A 20291-nucleotide genomic window follows, 5' to 3' on the forward strand; every position below is an offset into this window, starting at 1 on the left:
GCGAGCTAAGGCACACGGCCTGTGGCCGTTTCGTGAAGGCCCGACCAGCTCGACCCACCTCGACCCGTCTACGTTCCCATCAGGCGCACAAATCGCCATCAGGCGGTTCAATCGTCGCGCAGACGAAAACGCACACGGGACCGCGCAGACGCATGGCGCGGAAAGATTGGAGGCAGCCATGGCGAACACGACGAAATGCGCCGCGCCCGAGGGCAACCGGAGCCGCGACGAGTGGATGACGGTGATCGAGATGCAGGAGTACATGGGGGCGAGCCGGAGCAAGGCGTACGACCTCATCTGGTCGGGAGAGATCGACTCGTACAGGCTCGGAAGGAAGCTCCTGGTGTCGAGGGCGTCAGTGGACGCCTATATCGAGTCGAGGAGTGGCAGGAAATGACGGCGGCGACCGCCCCAGGAGCCGCCCGCGGCCGGGCACGCGAGGGAGCCTCGAGACGAAAGGAGCTCGAGGACGACCATGACCAAGAGCATTAGCAGGAGCCAGGTGAGGCTCATCGCATCGACCAACGCGATATTCGGCGCCGAAGAGGCGTGCGCGATGCTGCGCATCAGCCGCGACGCCATGTACCGGCTCGCCAAGGACCCCGACGACCCGTTCCCGATCCGCTACATCGGCGGCAAGACGCGCGACGGCATCGTGCTGCACGACGAGCTCGTCGCATGGGTCGAGCGGAACAGCATCGTCGGCTCGCCCAGAAGGGGCTAGCGCCGATGGCGGCCGCAGGCCCGAAGGGGCGCGACGGCCCCTCCCCGCGCGAGTTCACAACGGTACGGCACTTCATGATGGCAGACCTGGGCCTCTCCGGCCTTTCCCTGCTCGTCTACGCGCGCATCTTCGGCTTCTGCGATGCCGGGTGCGGCTACTTCGAGAGCAAGGGCGGCCTGGCCCGATTCCTCAACGTGCAGGAGCGCAGCGTCCACCGCGCCATCCGCGACCTGCTCGACCGGGGCCTCATCGAAGAGTGCGGCATGCACGCCCCGGCACGCGGGCACGCCACCAAGCGGTACCGCATCGTGCGCGAGAGGCTGCCGCCCGGAGCGCTGGCAACCCCTGACGATTCGTCAGGGTTTCCGGCGCGGAAGGGTGACGAAATGACAGGGTTCGCAGCGAACAAGGATAACGAACCGTCAGGGTTCGCAGCCCGAACCCCTGACGAAATGACAGGGAAACCCCTGACGATATGCCACCCAATAAGCAAAAGGGACAACAAGGACTTCAGAAGATAAGAAAGGGGCGCCCGATGGACCGAGCGGGACTCATCACCCTGGAGCAGGCCCGGGCGGCCGGGCTCTCCTTCGACGAGCCGGAGCCGAGGGCGTGCCCGCACTGCGGCGCCGCCCTCGATCCGCTCGGCGCGGCGCTGGCGGGCAGGGTCGCCTGGGTCTCCGCCGCCCCCTGCCCGTGCAAGGGCGCAGCCAGCGAGCGGGAGGCCGAGGCGCGAAGGCGCGCGGCCCTCGCCGCCAAGGAGGAGGCCGCCCGCCGGGAGAAGGCGCTCTCGCGCGCGGGCATCCCCAGGCGCTACTGGGCCGCCGAGGCCGACCGCCCCGAGTTCGCCGAGTACATCGCCTCGTTCGCGGGCAACGGGGGCGCCGGGCTCTACATACACGGGGGCGTCGGCGCCGGCAAGACGCACGCCGCCTCCGCCATGGCCAGGCTGTTCGCCGAGGCCGGCTACGACGTCGCCTTCACGACGGCCAAGGGCATGCTCGAGCGCGTGAAGGCCACGTTCGACGAGGGCGGCACCGAGGCCGCCGTCGCGCGGTACGCCAAGTGCGACGTCCTCGTGCTCGACGACCTCGGCAAGGAGGACGCGACGGAATGGTCCGTCGGCACCGTGTTCAGCGTGCTCGACGCGCGCTACGAGGACATGCGCCCGAACATCGTCACGTCGAACTACGCGCCGGGCGCGCTGGCGGACAGGCTCGCGAGGCGCGGCGAGCGCGTAACGGCAGAGGCGATTGCGAGCAGGATCTTCCAGACCTGCAGGCCCGTCTACCTGGGCGAAAGGGACAGGCGCCGGCTCGGCTAGCTTGTGCGCTTCCCGTGGAGGCGCGGACGGCTCGACCCAGCTCGACCCATCGCGGGCGGCCCCGGTCGCCGCCACAATCGAAATCGCTATACACGTCTTGGGCGGCGCCGACGCGCCAGCACGCACGCCTGCTCCGACTCGCACCGTGCCCCCATCGCGAGGACGCCGCCTGCCATACGAGAAAACGAAAGGCAGAGCGCCCATGGACGGCTTTGAGAGGATAACCGGCCGCGAGCACGAAGGGCTCGTGGAGAAGTGCCAGGAAAACGGCTGGCTCAAGGTCGGCGGCTTCGACTGGCAGGACGACCCGTTCCTCGAGGAGTACCCCTACGAGTTCTCCCGCACAGATAGCCTCGACAGACTCCGCGAAGCGCTCGGCTCGGGCAACTGGGCCATACGCCAGGGGTTCTGCTACCGCGACCTCGCGTTCATCCAGCAGGTAAACGGCGGCGACGAGTGGTGGACGCTCAAGCGCGACGGCGACGCATGGACCAGCTTCGAGAGCTGGAGCTTCGGCGCCATCGCCCAGGAGCCCGAGCGGTTCGAGCGCGCCATGCTCGACATGTGCGAGGCGACGCCGGAGCAGTGCCGCAGCGGCGAGTGGGCCCACCTGCACGAGAAGGCGCCAGAGCCGCTGGCGCAGCGCGCCGCGTCCGCCCGCGAGGCGAGCCGCGCGCATGCCGGGCAGGATGCCCGCGCGCCCATGGCGCGCGAGAGGTCCGTCGGGGCCGAATAGGGACAACCGGGGCGCGAATGCGCCCCTTTTCAACTCGACTGGAAGGGAGGCGCGGGATGGCGAGCGACTACGGGGACGAGGCGGGCGGCAAGCTGCTCGACTGGATGCTGAGAATCGGCCAGGAGGCCGGCGCCGAGGCCATGACGCGCAGCGCGAGGGAGCTCTCGGAGCGCCTCGCGGGAATCCGCGGGACCATCGCCGGCGGGCGCGCCGAGCAGGTCGCGGCCGAGGGCGCGCCGACCTACGCGAAGCTCAGCCTCGAGGAGCTTTCGGGGCTTCCCGAGTACGCGACGATCAAGGAGATCGTATCCGACAAGCTGCGCGCCGCGTCGGTCGAGCACCACATCATCCCTGGCGAGGGCCACGACTGGCTGCTCTTCAAGGTGGAGGACGCACCCGAGGTCGACGAGGCATTCCGCCAGCTCGAGCAAGAGACGGGCAAGGCCGCAGACCGCGCCAGGGAGCGCCTCGTCGAGATCGCCGAGAGGCGCCGGGCGCCCGAACGGCTGGCAGAGCGCGCCGAACGGGCGCGCGAGGCATCGAGGGCCCACAGCCAGGGCCTCGGACGGGACCGCGGCCCTCGCCAGATCGAGAGGCCCGAGAGATGAGGTGGCAGGCGGCGGCCGCGCTGGCCGCAGCCGCGTTCGCCGTGGGAGACTTCGCGGCAGGCGCCGCCACGGCGTCGGGCGCGAACCCGCTCCTCGACCCCGAGGCTGCCATGGCGGCGATCCCCGCGGCGCTCCGCGCGGGACGCGCCTTCTCCGCGGAGGCGTTTCCCCTGTGCGCGGGGACGGCATGCGCATGCGGCGTGCTCCTCGCCTGGGCCCGTTCGCTGGGGACCAAAGGGGCCCGGCGCGACGGCGAGGAGCACGGAAGCTCCAGGTGGGCCACGCCTAAGGACATCGCGCCCTTCGGGGATTCCAAGGACCCCGACAACAACATCATCCTCACGGACAACGCGCGCATCCGCCTCGTGAGCCGCAGGTTCGACCTCTCCACCGACACCAACGACAACGTGCTCGTGGTGGGAGGACCCGGCACCGGCAAAACGCGCTACTACGTCAAGCCGAACCTCCTGCAGGCCAACGCGAGCTTCTTCGTGACCGACCCGAAGGGCACGCTCATCCGCGAGATGGGCAGCGCGCTGGCGGAGCTCGGCTACGAGATCCGCGCGTTCGACACCATCGACTTCTCGCGCTCAATGCGCTTCAACCCCATAGCCTACATACGCGACGAGGCGGGCGTCATCCGCTTCGCCCGAGCCATCGTCGCCAACACCGAGGGCGATGCCGACCACAAGGGCGACCCCTACTGGGAAAAGGCCGAGCGACTGGTCTACACCGCCCTCACGGCCTACCTCGTCATGCACTGCGAGCCCGCCGACCGGAACCTCGACGGGCTGCTCACGCTGCTCTCGCTCGCCGACGCCCGCGACGACCCGGGGTACATGAGCCCGCTCGACATGGTGTTCCGCGAGCTGGAGACCGGCGAGCGCTACGTCAAGCGCGAGGGCGCCGCGGCGGAGGGCGCAGGATCGCTGCGCGGCTTTTCCGAGGAGGACGGAGCGTGGGAGTGGGTCAAGGTCCGCGAGCCCACGCCGCCCGACGACTTCGCGCTCGCGAGCTACCACGAATTCCGCGTGGCCGCCGGCGACACCATGAAGTCGATGCTCTCGAGCTGCAACGTCCGCCTGAAGCCGCTTTCCATCCGCGCCGTGCGCAACCTCACCTCCAAAGACGAGCTCGACCTCGCCCACATGGGCGACGAGGGCGCCAGGGTCGCGCTCTTCGCGTCGATGAGCGACACCGACTCGACCTTCGACTTCCTGTTCGCCCTGCTCATGGACACCGCCGTGAGCGCGCTCTGCGCCGAGGCGCTCGAGACGCACGGCGGATCGCTGCCCACGACGGTGCACTTCGTCTTCGACGAGTTCGCCAACATCGGGCGCATTCCCGACTTCGAGCGCACCATCGCCGTCACCCGCAGCAGGAACATCGCGGTCTCGATGATCGCCCAGTCGCTCTCGCAGCTCAAGGAGACCTACGGCGACAACAACGCCGAGACCATCATGAACGCCTGCGACACGCTGCTCTACCTGGGCGGCAAGGCGAACGAGACCAACGAGGAGATCAGCAAGATGGCCGGCAAGCAGACGGTGGCGAGCGAGACGCAGAGCGACTCGCGGGGCGCCGGCTGGACCCGCACCGTGAACCGCGGCATCTCCGAGCGCGACCTCATACAGCCCGCCGAGGTGGCGCGCATGCCGCGCGAGGACGCGCTCGTGCTCGTGAACGGCTGCATGCCGCTCATGGATCGGAAGTACCGCCTCGAGCGCCACCCGCGCTCGCGCCTGCTCGAGGAGGCGGCGCGCCGCGGCCCGTTCGACTTCGCCGAGTACCGCAGGCGTAAGGAGGGCGACTCGTGACGGGGCCGCGCCGGGCGCGGGCCTCCCCCGCCGAAGGGGAGAAGCAGCAAGAAACATCGTCAACCGAAAGCAAAGGAGAGCAGCATGCTCGCAAACGTCATCAAGCTCGTGTCGGGCTGCGTAACCTTCCTCGGCGGCTTCCTGGTCGTGTGGGGCGCGGTCTCGCTCGGCCTGGCCATCAGGGAGCAGCAGGGCGGCCCGCAGATCGCGACCGCCATATCCACCATCGCCGGCGGCGCGATCATCATCGCCGCATCGGTCTACTTCGGGCAGCTGGACACGTCCTGGCTGCCGGCATAGGGGGCGTCGCGAATGGCGCTCCGGATACCGGTGCAGAAGGACATCGGCGAGTACGAGGAGAAGATCGTCGGGAAGATGAGCCTGCGCACGCTCGCGTGCGTGTCGCTCGGCTTCGGCAGCGCGGTCGGGGCGGCGGCCTTCGTCCACCTGGGACTGCACGCCGACGTCGCGGATGCGGCCTTCCCGATCATGCTCTGCAGCATGCCGTTCTGGCTCGCCGGGTTCTGGCGGCCCTTCGGCATGCGGGCCGAGGAGCTGCTGCCGCTCCTGGCGGCCCACGAGCTCTCCCCGCAGCTGCTCGCGTACGAGCCCTGCCTCGCCGGGAGCCTTCCCGAGGGCTCGCCGCGCCCGGGCCGCCCAGGGCGGCGCGCGAGGCGCAGGGCCAGGAAGAAAGGAGCCGAGCTCTATGAGCCGAGCAAGAACCAACAAGGAGAATAGGCCGAAGCGCCCGAGCACCCTCGGGCTGCTCCTCGGCGGCACAGGCGGGCGCAAGGACGCCTCGAAGGGCGCGGAGGCCGAGCGGCAGAGGCGCCGCCGGGAGCGCGACCGCTCGCGCGAGATGGCCGCCTACGTCGGCTACGACGCCATGTACAGGGACGGCATCGCCCAGGTGATGCCCGGAGTGTTCAGCCAGACGCTCGAGTTCTCCGACATCAGCTACCAGTCCGCGCGCAAGGAGGCGCGCGAGACGGCCTTCACCGTGATGAGCTCGCTGTTTAACTACTTCCCGGCGGACTCCCACGTGCAGCTCCAGGTCGTGAACGCGCCCATCCCCGCGGACGAGGTAGGCCGCAAGGTCTTCTTCGAGCCCGGGGAGCGCGCCACGGCGGGCCTCGCCGCCGAGTACAACCGCATCCTCAACGACAAGATGCGCGAGGGCGTCTCGAACCTCGTGCGCCACCGCTACCTGACCTACGCCGTGGGCGCCGACGACGTCGACGCCGCGGTGCCCAAGCTCGCGCGCATACGCGGCGACGTGGAGCAGACGCTCGCGCGCATACGCTGCTCGTCGCGCGCCCTCGACGGCGCCGAGAGACTCGAGCTTCTGCAGGGGCAGCTGCGCCCCGGGTCGCGCTTCGAGTTCTCCTGGGACAAATTGTCCCCGACGTCGGGCGCGCGCACGAAGGACTTCGTCATGCCCTCCACGCTCGACTTCAAGCCCGAGGGCAGGTCGGACTGCTTCTGCAGCGACGGGCGCTACGGCGCCGTGCTCGCCGTGCGCAGCTTCGGGTCGGTCATCGAGGAGACCTACCTCGCTTCCGTCATCGACCTGCCTCTGCCGCTCAACGTGACGCTGCACGTGCAGCCCATCGCGCAGAGCGAGGCGCTCGCGCTCGTGAAGCGCCAGATCGACTGGATGGACAAGGAGATCATCGACGAGCAGATGAGCGCCGTGAAGAAGGGCTACGACTACCAGATCCTGCCGCCCGAGCTGCGCTTCTCTAAGGAGGAGGCCGAGGAACTGCTCGACTTCCTGCGCAACAAGTCAGAGCGCCTGTTCGTCTACACGGGCCTCGTCTACACCTGGGCCGACAGCCTCGACGAGCTCGACCGCCGCGTCCAGCAGGTGACGAGCGTCGCGCAGGGCTGCACGATCGGCCTCGAGCCGCTCCACTTCCGCCAGCGCCAGGCGCTCAACTCGGTGCTCCCGCTCGGAGACAACCACGTCTCCGTGAGCCGCTACCTCACCACGGGCCAGGTGGCGATGCAGATGCCCTTCGCGAGCCAGAGCCTCGACGAGGCGGGCGGCGGCTACTACGGTCAGTCCAAGGAGAGCGGGAACCTGGTGCTGTGCGACCGCAAGCGCCTGGCGAGCCCCATGGGCTTCGTGTGCGGCAAGCCAGGCTCGGGCAAGAGCTTCTCGGTTAAGCGCGAGATAACCAACACCGTACTCGCGCACCCCGAGGACGAGGTCGTGATCTTCGACCCGGCCGGCGAGTACGGCAACCTCGTGGGCGCGCTCGGCGGCGCGAACGTCGAGCTCGCCCCGGGATGCTCGGCGGTGCTCAACCCCCTCGACACCGCCGACGTCGCGGACCGCGCCGACGCCGCCAAACTCGCATACAAGACCGACGCGGTGCTCGCGCTCTCGAGCGCGCTCATGGCCGAGGGCCGCGAGGGCCTGCCGGAGCGCGACCGCTCGATCATCGCGCGCTGCGTCGGCGAAGCGTACCGGGAGTGCGCGAAGGACGGCCGCCTGCCCACGCTCGGCGACTTCCACGCGGCGCTGCTCGCACAGCCCGAGCCCGAGGCCGCCGACATCGCGCTGCGCTACGAGCGCTACGTGAAGGGCGCCTTCTCCTTCTTCAACGGACAGAGCAACGTGGCGCTCGATAACCGCATCACCAACATCGACATGCACGGCCTCGGCCAGAACATGCGCGTGTTCGGCATGATCACGGCGCTCGAGATGGTGCGCAACCGCGTGATGGTCACACCGCCGCGCCCCAACTACACGTGGCTCTACATCGACGAGGTGCAGAGCCTCTTCGCGCACCCGACGGTGGTCGAGTACTTCGCCCGCCTGTGGCGCGAGGGGCGCAAGTTTGGCCTCATCTGCACCGGCATCAGCCAGAACACGAGCCACATGTTGGCCAACGCCGAGGCCCGCGACATGGTGCTCAACTCCGAGTTCTTCCTGCTGCACAAGCAGTCCACCGCCGACCTCGACGCGTGGGCGGAGATGCTCCAGCTATCCGCAACGGAGCGCGGCTACATCGGCGACGCCGTCAAGCCCGGCGAGGGCCTGCTCATCAGCGCCGGGATCCGCGTGCCCATCACCGACGACTTCCCGAAAGGCTCGCTCTACGACCTGTGGAACACCAAGCCCGCAGAGGTCGCCGAGCGAGAGATGCGCCGGGCGGCGCGAGAGGCGGAGGAATAGGAATGGCCGGCCCGAGCGAGGGCGGCGGGATGCTCGAGGTGGTCGGGGCGCAGCGCCGCGACGTGCTCGCCTCGGGCGACGTCGCGGAGACCGAGCGCGACGCCCTGGGAAACGTCTCGGAGGGAGCCGGCCCGCTCGACGAGGCGGGAGGCCCCGCCGCAACGGCGAAGGGGCGCCCCTCCAAGCCCGATGCTCCAGAAGGCGGGCTCGGGGACAAATTGTCCCAACCCGCCGGCGACCGGCGCGCGGCGGCCGCGATGCGCTCGCGCGTCGAGGCGGCGAAGCTGGCGATCGCCCGGGAGGCCGTCTCCCAATTCGACGACTCGGAGGAGCTCGAGGGCGCCTCAGGCATGTACGACGCGGGGCGCGCGGCCGAGAAGGCCGCGGGAAGGCTGCGGCGGAGGAAGGCGAAGAAGTCCGCCCAAGGCAGCCGCAAGGCGGCGACCGCCCTCGGCGCCCCCAAGGGAGGCGCGCGCAGCCCCGAGGCCGCCGGCGCGACGGCCTCGGCCAAGCCCCAGGCGGCCCAGGCGGCGGCGCAGGCGGCGGCGCAGGCGTCGGGCGAGGCGGCCCGCGCCGCGGGCTCGAAGGGCGCCGCCTCGGCTATCACGGGCGCGGTCTCGGGCGCAGCGCCCGCCCTGCTCGGGGCGGTGGCCGGGATCATGGCCTTCGTCGCGTGCGCGCTCGCCGTCGCGCAGCTGCTGAGCGCGCTGTTCGGCTTCTGGGACGACGCGGCCTCCAAGCAAGTCCTCGATGGACTGCCGCCCTACATCACCTACGAGATGGTCGAGGCGGCGCTCGAGTGCCAGGAGGAGTACGGGCACCCGGCGGGCTGCACCATCGCGCAGATCATCCAGGAGTCCGGGCAGGGCGACCGCATGAGCCGACTCGCAGAGCGCGACCACAACCTCTTCGGCATGAAGTGGTGGTCGGGCTACGCGGGCTGCCCGGAGGTCGCAGGCAAGGCGAACTGGGCCACCAGCGAGGAGTACGTGCCCGGCGAGCACACCCAGATCACGGCGAGCTTCATCCGCTTCACCGGCGACGCCGAGTGCGTCCGCTTCCGCAGCAGGGTCTTCCTGCAGGCCGAGCGCTACTCGGGCAACGCCCTCATCCGCGAGGCGATCGAGAGGCACGACTCGGACAAGATGGCCGAGGGGCTCAAGGACGCGGGCTGGGCGACCGACTCGTCCTACGTCGAGTCCCTGAAGTCGATCATGGCGCAATGGGGCCTCTACAGGTTCGACTCCATGACGGTCGAGGACCTGAAGGACGCATCCGCAAGCGGGAACGCGATCGTCGAGGCGGCGTACAGCCAGCTCGGCGTGCCCTACGTGTGGGGAGGCTCGACCCCCGGCAAGGCCCTCGACTGCAGCGGGCTCACGCAGTACTGCTACGCGCAGGCGGGCATCCGCATAAGCCACTACACGGGTTCCCAGTACGAGGAGCTCAGGCGCATACCGCTCTCCGAGGCGAAGCCCGGCGACATCCTCTACCGCTCGGGCCACGTGGCCATCTACATCGGCGACGACAGGTACATACACGAGCCGCGAACGGGCGACGTGTGCCGCATAGCGAGCGGCATCGGCAGCTTCAGCTGCGCGCTCACCGCGAGATAGGAGAAACCAATGCAGGGAAAGTCAAGGGTCATGGCAGCCGTCGCGGCCGGGGCGCTCATCGTGGCGCTCGGCGCGGGCGCGGCGCGCTGCGCCATCGCCCCGCAGGAAGGCGCGCAGGATAGTCCCCAGGAGCAAGAGCAGCCCGCGGCTGCAGGCGCCGACGCGGCAACCGGAAAGGCCGCCTCGGGCGCCGAGGCGCTCTGGAACACCGCATGGACGGGCGCCGACAATCCGACAGCCACGCTGCGGATCGTCGAGGGCGCCATGGTGGAGAGCGAGGGCGGCACCGAGCGCGCCTGGTTCTTCTCGGCCGAGGAGCCCTCCGAGGCCGGCGGCGTGCTCAGCGTGCCCATCGAGGTCAAGGGAACCGGCGATAAGGCGGGAGGCCTGTCGCTCATCCAGGTCTCGGGCGACGGGGACGACCGCACCCTGGCATGCGACCTTCTGACGCAGGCCTACGTGCCCCAGAAGGCGCAAGACGGAGCGTTCTCCGTGACCGGCACCGACGACCGCCTCTCCAAGGCGCTTGGCGCAGACGTCGCCGCCATCGAGGAGGCCGTCGCCGGGAAGGCGGCGGAGGTGTCCCCGCAGGCGACGGGAGCCACCTGGGACAAGGAGGTGTGGCTCGACTACGCCGGGAACGTCGCGTCGACGACCTTCACGCTCGACGACCCCGCCTCGACGGTGGTCACCGTGGTTTCGCGCGGCGGCTCGCTGGAGGCGATGTAGCCGTGCGGGCGCTTGAATCGCGACGCCGAAGGGCGTTCGCCATCTCCGCCGCGACGGCATTCGCCCTCTGCGCGCTCCTGCTCGTCCCCGCGCAGCCGGCATACGCCGACATAGCCGAGGACGTCAACGATTGGCTGTGCGGCCTTCTGCGCGACTGCTGCAACTGGATGTTCAAGGCGCAGACGGGCGTGCTCGGGTCGATCGGCGCGAACGGGATCCTCTCGGCCGACTTCGCGCACATGCTCACGAGCTCGAGCGACCTGACCATGCACGACGTCGCCCGGGGCGTATGGCAGGTTGCCATCCTGCCGATCGGGTGCGGGGTGCTCGGCCTGGTCTTCACCCTGAAGCTCATCGAGATCTCCCAGCGCATGGACGGCAGCCAGAGCCTTCCCGGCGTCAAGGAGGTCGTTTTCCTTCTCGTGTTCTTCGCCGTGTTCCTGTTCCTCATACAGAACAGCTTCGACCTGATGGCGTCGATCTACGAGATCTGCGGGCTCGCCATCGACCGAGTCGAGGCGCTCTTCGGCGCCGGAGGCGCGCTCGACCTGCCCGAGGTGTCCGTCGTCACCACCGACGACGACATCCCGTCGCTCATCGCCATGCTCGTCGTGAGCCTCATCAGCTGGGTCGTGGTGCTGGCGGCCTACGTCGTCGCCCTCGTGGTCTGCTGGGCCCGCGCGCTCCAGCTCTACATCATGGCCGCGTTCGCCCCGATCCCGCTGGCGTTCCTCGGCATGGACGCCACGCGCCAGATAGGCCTTGGCTACCTGAAGAGCTTCGGGGCGGTCTGCATCGCCGGCGTCATCATCCTCGTGCTGCTCATATCGTTCCCGCTCGTGCTCGGCGGGCTCACCGGGGCGAACCCCGGGACGGGCACCCCGGCCGACGCGGTCGCGAACGGGCTCACCTACGCGCTGCAGTACCTGGCCATGTGCGTGCTGCTCATCCTGGCCCTCGTGAAGAGCGGCTCCTGGGCGCGCGACATCGTGAGCGGCTTCTAGCGGAAAAGCGAGGAAGGGGGCGGTCGCCATGAGATAGGGGCACCGCGCCGGGGCACGCGTCCCGGCGGATGAAGACAAGGACCGATTGAAAACGAAAAGGAGGAAAGACATGGAAGAGAGGAAGAACGTGTACCTCTCGCTGCACAAGAGCTTCGTGCGCGAGGGCATCGAGTACACCGACCGCGCGACCGGCGAGGCCAGGACCTTCAACTCGGCGACCCTTCCCAAGGGCACCGTCGTCGACGGCGTGGACGTGGGAGGCTACGAGTTCAGCCCCATGTTCGTGAACGAGAGTCGCTTCAAGGGGGCCGACTTCAGAGACATACCGCTGCTCGCGAACCGCGAGGTGTGGCTGAGGAAGACGGTGATGGGCCCGGACGGCCAGCCCGAGCTCGACGAGGGCGGCCGCGCGGTCAAGGACACCGTGAAGGTCATGCCGGCGCAGCTCAAGGAGGCCGTTGACGCAGGTCGCTCGCGCTACCTCGCGGAGCGCGCCGAGCACGCCCGCCAGGCGAGCCGCGCCGCCGAGCACGAGGCGCCCCGCGCCCAGCGAAGCGTCGAGAGATAGGGAGGCGGAAAGATGAACGCAGCGAAAGACTGCACCCTGCAGGAAAAGCTCCTCCGATGCGCCATGGCGCTCATCCTGGCGGCGGGGGCGCTGCTCGCCTCCGTGGCGGCCTCGCCCGCCTACGCCGCGCCGAGCACGGTCGACGTGTCCATCGGCGGCAAGATCCCCTACGGCGGCTTCGCCACCACGTGGATGAGCGCCGACGGCAACATCGCCTACTGCGCCGAGCCCTCGTCCCCGACGCCCGCGCCGGGCTCCTACTCGACGAGCCCCGTGCCGAACGCCGACGTGACCGCGGCCATCTGGTACTCGTTCGGCTCTCCCGGCTTCGACGCGTCGATGTTCCCGGGCAGCTGGTACGACGGTGGCGGCTGGGACGACGCCAAGTACGCGGCTGCGAGCCACGTGCTCATCGCCTACGCCTACTCGGGGTCCGAGTCGGCGGCCACGCACGGCACGAGCTCCGAGTTCTCCTCCTGGGCGAAATCCGAGCTGATCGGCGGAACCTTCGCCAAGATGAAGGCGGACGCCGGCAAGGTCTCCGCCGGGTTCGAGGCGTTCTGCGTCAGGACCGGCGGCGGCTCCCAGACGCTCGTGAGCTTCAGCTGGTCCGCAGGCGGCGTCAAGGTCGCCAAAGAGGACTCCGAGGCGGGCGCCGAGCCCCAGGGCGACGCCTCGCTCGACGGCGCGAGCTTCTCCGTAGTGAACGAGACCGGCCGCTACGTGCTGGTCGGCGGCAAGTACTACGCCGACGGCGAGGCCTGCGCCACGATCAAGACTGTGCCCGAGGACGGGTCGCACGTCGCCGCGACCGGCGCCGACGCCCTGCCCGCGGGCAGCTACCGCATCGTCGAGTCCGGAGCGCCCGAGGGCTACGACGCCAGCGACGCCTCCGTCGCGTTCACCGTGAAAGCCGGCGAGGTGCGCGACCTCACGGGCGATCCCGTGACCGACGAGGTCTTTCGCGGCGGCGTGCAGGTGACCAAGTCCGACAAGGAGCTGCAGGCGTCCGAAGCACTCGCGGGCAGCGGCCACAAGGAGGCGCCTGGTGAGCACCCCGGCCTCGACGGGATCGAGTTCACTGTCACGAACCGCTCGGCGCACAAGGTCCTCGTTGACGGCGAGTGGCGCGAGCCGGGCGAAGCCGTGGCGACGCTGACCACCGCATGGAACGACGAGGCCGGCGCCTACACCGCCCAGACCGCGGCCAACGCCCTGCCGTGCGGAACCTACGACGTGCGGGAGACGGCGACCAACGGGAGCTACCTGCTGACCGACGGCGAGCCCCGCACCTTCGAGGTTCGCGCCAACGGCGAGGTCGTAATCGCCTCCGCGGACGGCGCCGCGCTCGAGTTCCGCGACCAGGTGGTGCGCAACGACCTCGAGGTCTCCAAGAAGAGCGAGTCCGACAACGCCGGCCTCATGGTCCCGTTCGCCATCGAGAACGCGGCCACCGGCGAGACGCACGTGCTGGTGACGGACCGCAACGGCGACGCGTCCACCGCGAGCAGCTGGAACAGGCACTCGAGGGACACCAACGTCAACGACGCCCTGCTCGGCCATGAGGGCCCGATTGCTGCCGCCGACATGGACCCGAAGGCCGGCATCTGGTTCTCGCTCGGCGAGGACGGCTCCTCGGCGCCGGTCGACGACTCGCTGGCGGCACTGCCGTACGGCGCCTACACCATGACCGAGCTGCGCTGCGAGGCCAACGAGGGCCTCGAGCTCATCACCAGGAGCTTCTGGATCGAGCGCGACTCGACGGTAGCCAAGGCCGCGTGGATGGGCCTCGACGATCAGGAGGGCCCGCGCATCTCCACCACAGCAAAGGACGGGGCGGACGGCGACAAGGACGTCTCGGCCGACGCCGAGGCCATGGTCGTCGACGCGGTGGCCTACGAGGGGCTGAAGGCCGGCGAGGAATACGAGCTCTCAGCAACCCTCGTCGACAAGGCGACCGGCGAGCCCGTGGCCGATGCCTCGGGCAAGCCCGTGGGGGCCAAGGCCGAGTTCGCGCCCGCGCTCTCGACGGGCAGCCAGGACGTAGAGATCTCTTTCGACGCGGGCCTGCTCGGCGGCCGCGACCTGGTCGTGTTCGAGAGCCTTCGCAAGGACGGCGCCGAGGTGGCGTCGCACGCGGACCTCTCCGATGAGGGCCAGACTGTCCACGTCGCCGTCGAGGTGGGCACCCAGGCGGCTGACGCCGCCGACGGCGACCAGGTCGTCGAGGCCGGCAAGGCAAAGGTCGTCGACACGGTGGCCTACAAAGGCCTCGTTCCTGGCGAGACCTACATCGCCGTGGGCACGCTCATGGACAAGGGCACCGGAGAGCCGTTCCTCGACAAGGACGGCAACGAGGTGACCGCACGCACGCCCTTCGAGCCCGAGGTGCCCTCCAGCACCGTCGAGGTGACCTTCGAGTTCGACACCGAGGGCCTGGCCGAGGGAGACGAGTTCGTCGTCTTCGAGAAGGTCCTGGATTCCGCCGGCAACGTCGTTGCGACCCACGAGGACATCGACTCCGCCGAGCAGAGCGTCGTCGTGGACAACCCCGACACGCCCGAGGTGCCCGAGGAGCCCTACGCCAAGACCGGGGCCGACGCCCCCGACGGCACCGGCTACGCCGTGGCCGCAGGCATCGCTCTAGCAGCTGCGGCGGGCGCGGGCGGAGCGCTCGCGTACCGCAAGCGCAAGACGGCCGGTGCAGGTAAGGACGCGGCAGCCGAAGAGCCGGAAGAGTAGCGGCGCCGCATCGATACCGAACCGGAGGCCCTGGGCGCCCGCCCGGGGCCTCCCCTGCGAACGGGGGAGGACATGAACAAAGGGAAAGCCGCTACGGCACTCGCCATTGCCGTAGCGTTGCTGGCGCTGGCGGCGCTCGCCGTCCTGCCGCTGCCCGAGAGGAGCCCGTACGAGATGCACGAGGTTCCTACTGCGGAAGAGGACGCGGCAATGGAGGCTCAAGAGACGGGAGGCGGAATCGACTGGGACGCCCTTCCCGCCTCCGTCGTCGCTTGGGTGCGCGTGCCGGGCACGACCGTCGACTACCCGATCGTCCAGGGCCGGCCCGAATCGCCCGACTTCTACCTCACGCACGACGCCGGCGGCGAAAGATCAGCGTGGGGCGCTCCCTACATCGATGCCGGGTGCGCGCAGGGCGCCGAGAGCCCGCTCGTCATCGTCTACGGGCACCATATGTCCGACGGCACCATGTTCGCGCCGCTCGCGCAGTACTCGTCGCGCGGTTTCGCCGAGGGGCACCGCACCATCCGGGTCTACACCCGCGAGAATGCGATTGAGCTCGAGGTCTTCGCGGCTGACGTGGTCGACGCGAGCTCGGAGGGCAAGCGGACCAACTTCGCCGGCGCTGCGGAGCTCGACGCCTACCTCGGGGACAAATTGTCCCAGTGCGAGGTCGTCCTGGAAGATTCGGCGGACGTCGCGCATGCCTGGGCCTTCGTGACGTGCAGCTACCAGACGAGCAACTCCCGCACCGTGGTCTATGCGAAGGAGGTGGAAGCATGGGATTCGCGCCCTTCGGAATAGGGCTCCTCATGGGGCTCCTCACGCTCACGGCCTACGCCTGCTGCGCAGCCGGCGACGACGACCGAGACTAGGACTTGCAGATCGAAACTACAACCGAATATGGCCCTTCGACCCCTTGCCGCTATATCTCGGCAAGGGGTCTTGCATGTGGTGAGATAATTTACGCACTTGATAGAAACAAGACGCTGCCGACTGCTTCTCGATAAGCTTCCGGTTGTCCATGAACAGAGGTGCGCAATTGGGAAAGATTAAGCTGCAAGACGTCAAAAAGGCTATCGACATCGGAAAAGACGTTCTGCCCTTCGTTGAGCCCGCTGTGAACAAATACGGGCCCGCTCTGATCGACTGGGGGCAGCAAAGGGGGAAGCAGGCGGCAGATAGCCTGGGAGAAGCCAGGGACTCATTCCTTTCAAAGGGTCGGGCAATCAAAGACAAGAAGGAGCAGCAAAAGTCACTCGAGGCATCCCGCAAGAAGGCCGTGGCAAGCTCGCTTCCGCCGATCTCCGCAAAAGATTTCTTCGAGAACTTCGAGAACAACGTCTCCAGCGAAGCCGACCTCAGCGATGGGTACATGGCGATCGCCGGCTGCTACGCCGTCGTCACGATGAAATCGGCACGAGAGAAAGACCCTTCCGTCTACGAGGACGTCTATGTCGGTTGCGGCAAATCCATGGGCTTCAGCATATACACACAGCTTTGCGGCTTCGGCAACGTCGACGTCTACGCCGACTTCAAGTTCAAAAGACCCATGATGATCCTGCTCTTCCCGTGTGAGGAGAAAGACCTCGAGAGCCGCTATGAGACCCTCGTCAGGGATCTTCAGGCCGAGAGCTCGTACAACAAATGGGATGTCCTGGCACGCTCCGACGAGGCGAGATAGGCGCTAAGAGCATGAGCGACAAAGAACTTGCGCCGATTAGCGTCGAGGTTGTTGCGATCGACGACCTCAACAGTATCAAGGTCATCGCGAACACCAATACGAGCAAAGAGAACAACGTCGGCATCGGAGAGCGGGCGGACGCCTTTCTCGGCCTCGCCTCGGATGTCATAGACCTCGTCGAGGGAAAGCAGCTCTACAAAGTCGAGGTCCCCGAAGGCTACAGCCTTAAGGACCTCGTCGCCTCGAAGAAGGATCCGGAAGCGGTGAGGGCCCTCGTCCGAGACCCAAAGGGTCGCCTGAGCGGCGACGTCTCGCTCAAAGCCACCGGGGTCAGCCCCGCGCAGATCGCCAGCATCGGCCTTGCCGCGGCGGCGATGGTTGTCGGCCAGGCGTACATGACCGAAATCAGCGACAGCCTCCGGCGCATCGACGCCAAGCTGGAATCGATCGCCTCCATGATCGCCGGAGATCAGAAGGCGAAGGTCAAAAATGCCCTGGATATCGCCAGAACCTACGCAGCCCTTCATGACGATTACCTCCAAAAGCCCGCCGAGGCGCGCCAGGCGGCAAGAAACGAGATCGAGGGCAGATACAACGACGTCGGCCAGGTAATCGATTGGATTACCGAGCAACTCGCCGGCGTCGAAGACGGGGTCAGGGGCGCCGCCGAGCGCGAGAAGGACCTCGAACCGTTGCTTAAAGAGATCCAATCCTACGAGGCTCAGTTCGGCATGTGCCTCCAGGCCTTGTCGGCGCTCGCCATGACGCGCATGTACTACGACGGCAGCATGGACGACCGCAGCGCCCTCATCGAAGAGCAGCGGATCCTCGACAAATCTCAGGGCTTCCTGAAAAAGAGGCAGGTCCTCGCCGCGCTCATGGAGATGAAGATCGGGGGCATGAAGGGGGCGCCTATCGCGCTTCCTCGCGGCACCCAGGGGAACGCCCTCAAGAGGCTGGTCTCCCAGACGCCTAGAGCCGCCGCAAAAAAGCAGCTCCTCGAGGCTAAGGTTGAGATGCGCACGAGCCTACGCTCGGGAGAGTCGAAACTGAGGTCCGAAGCCGAAGATCGAAAAGGCGAGATCGAACGTATCGCAGCGGCATCCCGGACAGCCAGGACGCTGCTCACGGACGGAACCGACTGCTGGCTCATCGACGATCAGAAAGATTAGATGCCAAGAAGAAGAGGCGGGCAATTGCCCCCCTCTTCTCACATCACCCACTTGAACACGGCGCGGAACAGCCAGACGAAAAAGCCCAGCGTGACCTTAAGCGCCGCCATGAGGAACCTACCAAGCCTCTTCATCGACGTCACCCCAATCTTCCTTGACCTTACGCACGCCCTCCTCGGCGTCCTCTTCCTTCTCTTCCGCGAGCAGCCTCGCCAGCTCGTCGGGCACGCCCGGGACCTCCGCCCTCCCCAGCGCGCGCTGCAGCTCCCTTATCTGCGACTTCAGCGGTTTTGAGGGAGGGCCCACGTGCTCGCGGTAGCAGGCGCCAATCGCGGTCGAGTCGCACAGGTATCCCCGCACCCGGGCGAACGCCTCGTCGCCGTCGAGCAGGACGCGGCGGGCGCGCCCGAGCTCTGCCTCCGAGGCCAGCATGAAGCGCCACCCGCGGGACCTGCGCGCCGCCGGGATGCCGTCCGCGGGCGCGTCGGCGCGCCAGTCGTCGCGTACCTGGTGCCAGTTCGCCGTGAGCCAGAGCCCCTTCTCGGGCTCCTCGCGCATCTCGAGCTCGAACTCCGTGAGCATGTTCGCGCCGGAGAACGGCGAGCCCTCCGTGAACGAGAGCGTGTCGAACAGCGTCGTCCTGCCGCCCTCGTACTCTATCCTCACCATCATCTCCGGCCCCTTTCCCTGCGCTGGTCCTGCTGGACCCGCTGCCGCTCGGCGGCGAGGATGCGCTGTTGCTCGTCCTCGCGGCGGCCGTCGCGCGAGCTTCCTTCGGCAGCATTGCGCCCGCGATCGTCCCCATAGCGGATCTTGAGGGGCATGAGCCCGTTCTCGGCCATGTAGGCGCGCGCAGCCTCGAGGCGGCGGTACCCCTCGCCACCCGCCTGGCCGCGCCGCTCGAGCGTCGCCATCCTGAGACCGAACTCCTCAATCGACTCGACGTCGAACTTCGCGCACGTCTCGAGCGCCGAGGAGAGCCTGCTCAGCTCCGAGAGGTCGTTGAGCTCGAGGGCCCGCTCGGCGGCCTCGCGGATCCGCGCGGTGCTCGCGTCCGTGGGGCGGTAGGCGTCTTCGCGCTCGAAGCGCCGGCGCAGCATCTCCTTGCCGTAGACGAAGCCCAGGCGCTCGCCGGTTACCTTCTTGGACGGCTCCTCCGCCAGACTGAACACCCAGTCGTCCCGCCGCGCCTTGGCCGAGTTGTCGGCGACGTGCACGCCCAAGGCGTCGAGGATGCCGAGGAACTCCGCCTCGTCGCGCGCCGTGGTCTTGGCGAGCGCGACGCGGGCGCGGATGTCGCCGACCCACGAGTAGCCGCCAGAGCGCATGATCTCCTTCTCGGCCCGGCCCAGGTAGACGTTCCTGCGGCTCCTGGGCCCGCCCGCGCCGGCATGCCCGCGCGCCCTCGAGGGAGATTCGGGCGACCGGTCGTTGGAGAGCCCGGACAGCCCGCGCTCGCGCGCCATGTCCTGCAGGTCTCGGTTGAGGTCCTCGGGGTGCCGGGTCTGCATGCGGTAGCCGGTGCGGAGGTTCGCGTTGTTCATGACGATGTGCGCGTGCGGTATGCCGCGGGCGTTGTCGTCGTGGTAGACGATGGCGATCTCGTGGTCGCCGAAGTGCTTGAGCGCCCACGAGCACGCGAGCTCTCGCAGCGCAGCCAGGTCGATGTCGTCGCCAGGGTCCGGCGAGAGCACGAAGTGCTTGAACGTGCGCGCGGGCTTTCCCCTCCAGGGTGCGTCCGTGCCGAACGCGGCGCGCGTGGCGTCCATCTCGGCGTCCCAGGCGCAGGCCTCCTTGGCCTCGTCTCCCAGCGCGCCGGCGTCGCGCTCGTCGTAGCTCAGGTTGAACAGGTCTCGCGCCAGGGCGCGGCCTCCCTTCTCGAGGTAGCGGCGGATGCCGCCCGTCGAGCCGTGGCCGCTTATCGGCTTCAGGATCGGCATGGCGATCCCTCCACGAGCGAGTCGGCCCCGATGCGCCCGAGCTCGGCCGCCATCTCTCGGGCCGCACCGTTCACGTCGGCGAGCTCCCGCTCGATCGTCGGGATGCTCTCCGCGACGAGGTCGCGGTCGACGTGCCCGTGGCGGGCGTGGAAGTTGATGAGGTTCATCGCGTGCACGGCCTGGTTGTAGTGGTAGCCCCACTTCGTGAGCTCCCGCGACATCGCCCATAGGGCCCTGCGGTCCACGAGTATGCGGTGCTCGTCTCCCGCGTTGGCCTCCGTCGACAGCGGTATGCGCACGAGGTAGCGCAGGTACTCAGACTTGCTGAGGCCGGCGCGCTCGCACCGCTCGCAGAGCGCGTCGTAGTCGCCTCCCTCCATGCGGAACGTGACGCGGCGCTCCTTGCCTTTGACGGCGCCGGCTTCCTCTTCCATGGCGGATTC

21 protein-coding genes are annotated in these 20291 nt (G+C 68.4%); 18 read left to right on the plus strand and 3 right to left on the minus strand.

Annotated features, from left to right (window positions below; all coding sequences use genetic code 11):
• Nucleotides 1-178 precede the first annotated feature (178 nt).
• From GT590_RS11565 to GT590_RS11645, 18 genes are all read left to right on the plus strand, one after another.
• Nucleotides 179-397: a helix-turn-helix domain-containing protein gene (locus GT590_RS11565; protein WP_114557014.1), complete on the plus strand. Its 219-nt coding sequence runs from the start codon at nucleotides 179-181 to the stop codon at nucleotides 395-397.
• A gap of 78 nt (nucleotides 398-475) precedes the next feature.
• On the plus strand, nucleotides 476-724 hold the full coding sequence (locus GT590_RS11570; protein WP_161171104.1) for an AlpA family transcriptional regulator: 249 nt from the start codon (nucleotides 476-478) through the stop codon (nucleotides 722-724).
• Between the two features lie 5 nt (nucleotides 725-729).
• Nucleotides 730-1245 carry a hypothetical protein gene (locus GT590_RS11575; RefSeq protein WP_161171105.1) on the plus strand — a complete coding sequence of 172 codons (516 nt, stop codon included), beginning with the start codon at nucleotides 730-732 and terminating at the stop codon, nucleotides 1243-1245.
• Between the two features lie 14 nt (nucleotides 1246-1259).
• Nucleotides 1260-2048: an ATP-binding protein gene (locus tag GT590_RS11580; RefSeq protein WP_161171106.1), complete on the plus strand. Its 789-nt coding sequence runs from the start codon at nucleotides 1260-1262 to the stop codon at nucleotides 2046-2048.
• A 202-nt stretch (nucleotides 2049-2250) separates the two neighbouring features.
• Entirely contained in the window at nucleotides 2251-2784 is a 534-nt protein-coding gene (locus GT590_RS11585) for a peptide ABC transporter substrate-binding protein (protein WP_161171107.1), read from the plus strand.
• Between the two features lie 56 nt (nucleotides 2785-2840).
• The gene (locus GT590_RS11590) at nucleotides 2841-3392 is read left to right on the plus strand and encodes a hypothetical protein (protein ID WP_161171108.1); all 552 of its coding nucleotides are present in this window, start codon (nucleotides 2841-2843) and stop codon (nucleotides 3390-3392) included.
• Nucleotides 3389-5209 (plus strand): VirD4-like conjugal transfer protein, CD1115 family, encoded by a 1821-nt coding sequence (locus tag GT590_RS11595; protein WP_161171109.1) that lies wholly within the window; start codon nucleotides 3389-3391, stop codon nucleotides 5207-5209. The genes GT590_RS11590 and GT590_RS11595 overlap by 4 nt, the downstream gene beginning before the upstream one ends.
• Nucleotides 5210-5293: 84 nt before the next feature.
• Nucleotides 5294-5509 (plus strand): hypothetical protein, encoded by a 216-nt coding sequence (locus tag GT590_RS11600; RefSeq protein WP_006234636.1) that lies wholly within the window; start codon nucleotides 5294-5296, stop codon nucleotides 5507-5509.
• A 12-nt stretch (nucleotides 5510-5521) separates the two neighbouring features.
• On the plus strand, nucleotides 5522-5947 hold the full coding sequence (locus tag GT590_RS11605) for a PrgI family protein (protein WP_042433164.1): 426 nt from the start codon (nucleotides 5522-5524) through the stop codon (nucleotides 5945-5947).
• 121 nt (nucleotides 5948-6068) lie between these two features.
• A complete protein-coding gene (locus tag GT590_RS11610; protein WP_204986937.1) occupies nucleotides 6069-8393 on the plus strand; it encodes a VirB4-like conjugal transfer ATPase, CD1110 family in 2325 nt (774 codons plus the stop codon).
• Between the two features lie 2 nt (nucleotides 8394-8395).
• Nucleotides 8396-10009, plus strand: a complete 1614-nt coding sequence (locus tag GT590_RS11615) for a glucosaminidase domain-containing protein (protein ID WP_233839721.1) — start codon at nucleotides 8396-8398, stop codon at nucleotides 10007-10009.
• Nucleotides 10010-10018: 9 nt separating this feature from the next.
• Entirely contained in the window at nucleotides 10019-10738 is a 720-nt protein-coding gene (locus tag GT590_RS14330; protein WP_192925354.1) for a hypothetical protein, read from the plus strand.
• Between the two features lie 2 nt (nucleotides 10739-10740).
• Nucleotides 10741-11742: a conjugal transfer protein TrbL gene (locus GT590_RS11620; RefSeq protein WP_233839722.1), complete on the plus strand. Its 1002-nt coding sequence runs from the start codon at nucleotides 10741-10743 to the stop codon at nucleotides 11740-11742.
• A gap of 109 nt (nucleotides 11743-11851) precedes the next feature.
• Nucleotides 11852-12310: a hypothetical protein gene (locus GT590_RS11625; protein WP_042433176.1), complete on the plus strand. Its 459-nt coding sequence runs from the start codon at nucleotides 11852-11854 to the stop codon at nucleotides 12308-12310.
• Between the two features lie 12 nt (nucleotides 12311-12322).
• Nucleotides 12323-15052 carry a VaFE repeat-containing surface-anchored protein gene (locus GT590_RS11630; RefSeq protein ID WP_161171111.1) on the plus strand — a complete coding sequence of 910 codons (2730 nt, stop codon included), beginning with the start codon at nucleotides 12323-12325 and terminating at the stop codon, nucleotides 15050-15052.
• A gap of 72 nt (nucleotides 15053-15124) precedes the next feature.
• Nucleotides 15125-15856 carry a class B sortase gene (locus GT590_RS11635; protein ID WP_161171112.1) on the plus strand — a complete coding sequence of 244 codons (732 nt, stop codon included), beginning with the start codon at nucleotides 15125-15127 and terminating at the stop codon, nucleotides 15854-15856.
• 238 nt (nucleotides 15857-16094) lie between these two features.
• On the plus strand, nucleotides 16095-16736 hold the full coding sequence (locus GT590_RS11640; protein WP_204986936.1) for a hypothetical protein: 642 nt from the start codon (nucleotides 16095-16097) through the stop codon (nucleotides 16734-16736).
• A gap of 11 nt (nucleotides 16737-16747) precedes the next feature.
• Nucleotides 16748-17908 carry a hypothetical protein gene (locus GT590_RS11645; RefSeq protein WP_161171114.1) on the plus strand — a complete coding sequence of 387 codons (1161 nt, stop codon included), beginning with the start codon at nucleotides 16748-16750 and terminating at the stop codon, nucleotides 17906-17908.
• Nucleotides 17909-18025: 117 nt separating this feature from the next.
• Here GT590_RS11645 and GT590_RS11650 read toward each other — a convergent pair whose 3' ends face one another.
• The 3 genes from GT590_RS11650 to GT590_RS11660 are packed head-to-tail and all read right to left on the minus strand — an operon-like array spanning nucleotide 18026 to nucleotide 20282.
• Nucleotides 18026-18580, minus strand: coding sequence for a hypothetical protein (locus GT590_RS11650; RefSeq protein WP_161171115.1), 555 nt, complete (start codon nucleotides 18578-18580; stop codon nucleotides 18026-18028).
• Nucleotides 18577-19848 carry a relaxase/mobilization nuclease domain-containing protein gene (locus GT590_RS11655; RefSeq protein WP_161171116.1) on the minus strand — a complete coding sequence of 424 codons (1272 nt, stop codon included), beginning with the start codon at nucleotides 19846-19848 and terminating at the stop codon, nucleotides 18577-18579. The genes GT590_RS11650 and GT590_RS11655 overlap by 4 nt, the downstream gene beginning before the upstream one ends.
• Nucleotides 19836-20282: a CopG family transcriptional regulator gene (locus GT590_RS11660; RefSeq protein ID WP_114555323.1), complete on the minus strand. Its 447-nt coding sequence runs from the start codon at nucleotides 20280-20282 to the stop codon at nucleotides 19836-19838. The genes GT590_RS11655 and GT590_RS11660 overlap by 13 nt, the downstream gene beginning before the upstream one ends.
• Nucleotides 20283-20291 lie beyond the last annotated feature (9 nt).

This window comes from Eggerthella sp. BIOML-A1 (assembly GCF_009875595.1).
Classification (GTDB): Bacteria; Actinomycetota; Coriobacteriia; order Coriobacteriales; family Eggerthellaceae; genus Eggerthella; species Eggerthella lenta.

Coding starts and splice junctions, on each gene's coding strand:
- GT590_RS11565 (WP_114557014.1), top strand. CDS start 179: ATGGCGAACACGACGAAATGCGCCGCGCCCGAGGGCAACCGGAGCCGC.
- GT590_RS11570 (WP_161171104.1), top strand. CDS start 476: ATGACCAAGAGCATTAGCAGGAGCCAGGTGAGGCTCATCGCATCGACC.
- GT590_RS11575 (WP_161171105.1), top strand. CDS start 730: ATGGCGGCCGCAGGCCCGAAGGGGCGCGACGGCCCCTCCCCGCGCGAG.
- GT590_RS11580 (WP_161171106.1), top strand. CDS start 1,260: ATGGACCGAGCGGGACTCATCACCCTGGAGCAGGCCCGGGCGGCCGGG.
- GT590_RS11585 (WP_161171107.1), top strand. CDS start 2,251: ATGGACGGCTTTGAGAGGATAACCGGCCGCGAGCACGAAGGGCTCGTG.
- GT590_RS11590 (WP_161171108.1), top strand. CDS start 2,841: ATGGCGAGCGACTACGGGGACGAGGCGGGCGGCAAGCTGCTCGACTGG.
- GT590_RS11595 (WP_161171109.1), top strand. CDS start 3,389: ATGAGGTGGCAGGCGGCGGCCGCGCTGGCCGCAGCCGCGTTCGCCGTG.
- GT590_RS11600 (WP_006234636.1), top strand. CDS start 5,294: ATGCTCGCAAACGTCATCAAGCTCGTGTCGGGCTGCGTAACCTTCCTC.
- GT590_RS11605 (WP_042433164.1), top strand. CDS start 5,522: ATGGCGCTCCGGATACCGGTGCAGAAGGACATCGGCGAGTACGAGGAG.
- GT590_RS11610 (WP_204986937.1), top strand. CDS start 6,069: ATGGCCGCCTACGTCGGCTACGACGCCATGTACAGGGACGGCATCGCC.
- GT590_RS11615 (WP_233839721.1), top strand. CDS start 8,396: ATGGCCGGCCCGAGCGAGGGCGGCGGGATGCTCGAGGTGGTCGGGGCG.
- GT590_RS14330 (WP_192925354.1), top strand. CDS start 10,019: ATGCAGGGAAAGTCAAGGGTCATGGCAGCCGTCGCGGCCGGGGCGCTC.
- GT590_RS11625 (WP_042433176.1), top strand. CDS start 11,852: ATGGAAGAGAGGAAGAACGTGTACCTCTCGCTGCACAAGAGCTTCGTG.
- GT590_RS11630 (WP_161171111.1), top strand. CDS start 12,323: ATGAACGCAGCGAAAGACTGCACCCTGCAGGAAAAGCTCCTCCGATGC.
- GT590_RS11635 (WP_161171112.1), top strand. CDS start 15,125: ATGAACAAAGGGAAAGCCGCTACGGCACTCGCCATTGCCGTAGCGTTG.
- GT590_RS11645 (WP_161171114.1), top strand. CDS start 16,748: ATGAGCGACAAAGAACTTGCGCCGATTAGCGTCGAGGTTGTTGCGATC.
- GT590_RS11650 (WP_161171115.1), bottom strand. CDS start 18,580: ATGATGGTGAGGATAGAGTACGAGGGCGGCAGGACGACGCTGTTCGAC.
- GT590_RS11655 (WP_161171116.1), bottom strand. CDS start 19,848: ATGCCGATCCTGAAGCCGATAAGCGGCCACGGCTCGACGGGCGGCATC.
- GT590_RS11660 (WP_114555323.1), bottom strand. CDS start 20,282: ATGGAAGAGGAAGCCGGCGCCGTCAAAGGCAAGGAGCGCCGCGTCACG.